Source organism: Paenisporosarcina sp. P4_E4_2 (assembly GCF_056401595.1).
On the sequence record NZ_JBFUJC010000517.1, the window covers coordinates 1 to 1418 of the forward strand.

The following is a 1418-nucleotide window of genomic DNA, read 5'->3' on the forward strand; positions in this document are numbered from 1 at the left end:
CTCTTCTCATGGGCGGTTTTCCTTTGTAAAAATCAACAATAAACGATAACAGAGCCTTTAATTAAATCTTTTTATTTCTCTCCTCCTTTTAATTCACCATCGATTGTTGTTCCTTCTTTATCTGCCCTGTTAGTTGAATAAGCACCTTATCTTTTATTACACATTATGGTCGAACTGCGTACTAAGACCCTCACTCCCATAAGCCAAGGTCCACAAAACATGGTGTACCCATATATTGATAAAAAGGAGTGAAAGCAAATTGAATCAAAATTCTGTGCAGCCTTCTGCAAACATGGAAGTATTAAACGACATTTTGAAAGCAATTAATGGTGAATATACAGCAATTGCCTGCTATGAATTATTAGCGAACCAGGCTCAGAACGCCGAAATAAAAAATCGTATTCTTGAAATCAGAAATGATGAAATCAGACACTATGAATCCTTTTGGCATCTTTATATTTTTTTGACGGGAAAACAACCTACTCCACATATCACAAAACAATGTCCTCCAGATTATAAAAGTGGGATACTTGCTGCATTCATAGATGAACAGGAGACTGTAGACTTCTATCACGATATAGCGCGAAGTACTAATAATCCTGTTATTAAAGATGCTTTCACGCAAGCTTCTGCTGATGAACAAAATCATGCAGTTTGGTTTTTATATTTCATGAATCATCATTAATTGTTTAGCAGCCGGCTATCACGTCGGCTTTTTTTCTTGCACCTTATGTGTCAAATGCGACATAAAAACTCCCATTCTCATCTTCAACTAAACTGCTGCGTTAGTTGAATAATAAAAATGCTTTGCATCTTTATTGAAGTTAAGCACTCCGTTAGTTCAACAATAACCCATCTTTTAGTTATCGGTTATTTTTGAATTATGAAGCGTTAAAATTCTATTAACACTGCTACCTATATTTCCTATCCATGCCCCCAAAAAAGACCCAAATGTGTTGAATATTAAATCATTTACATCAGATACTCTTCCAATTGGGTAAATGTATTGAATTACTTCAATTAGCAGGTACAGCCATTCACCGTTCTAGCCTAGGCGGACATATAAATAACAGTGGGCAATCTTAATCTTGTGTCTATTGTTCATTTTTTCACGTTAGATGAAAGAAAGATTATCTTAACTATATAGGGATTAAAAATATTATTAATTAACTTGTTAGAAATTGTTTAGGGAGATTGATAAATACCTGCAAAATGCTATGACGTATATTTCTACTTTCATTTCTCATACTAAAGAACAAAAGGAGTGATATCTATGGCAAAACGGACTAAGAAAAATGACGCAGAACAAAAGAATAAACAAGGGTTTGACTCCAGCAAAACAGATTCAGAATTCTCCAAAGAATTTGGCAGTGCAAATGCTAATCGAGCAAAAAAAGAAAAGGCGAAAAAAGAAAAAG

General features: G+C 34.2%; 2 protein-coding genes. One reads left to right on the forward strand and one right to left on the reverse strand.

Annotated features, from left to right (window positions below; genetic code table 11):
• Nucleotides 1-292: 292 nt before the first annotated feature.
• Complete coding sequence (locus AC1DSB_RS19245; RefSeq protein WP_477533170.1) at nt 293-685, forward strand: ferritin family protein; 393 nt, start codon at nt 293-295, stop codon at nt 683-685.
• Nucleotides 686-859: 174 nt separating this feature from the next.
• On the opposite strand, the gene AC1DSB_RS19250 is transcribed toward AC1DSB_RS19245, so the two are convergent.
• Nucleotides 860-1033: a VanZ family protein gene (locus tag AC1DSB_RS19250; RefSeq protein WP_477587417.1), complete on the reverse strand. Its 174-nt coding sequence runs from the start codon at nt 1031-1033 to the stop codon at nt 860-862.
• Between the last annotated feature and the right edge of the window lie 385 nt (nt 1034-1418).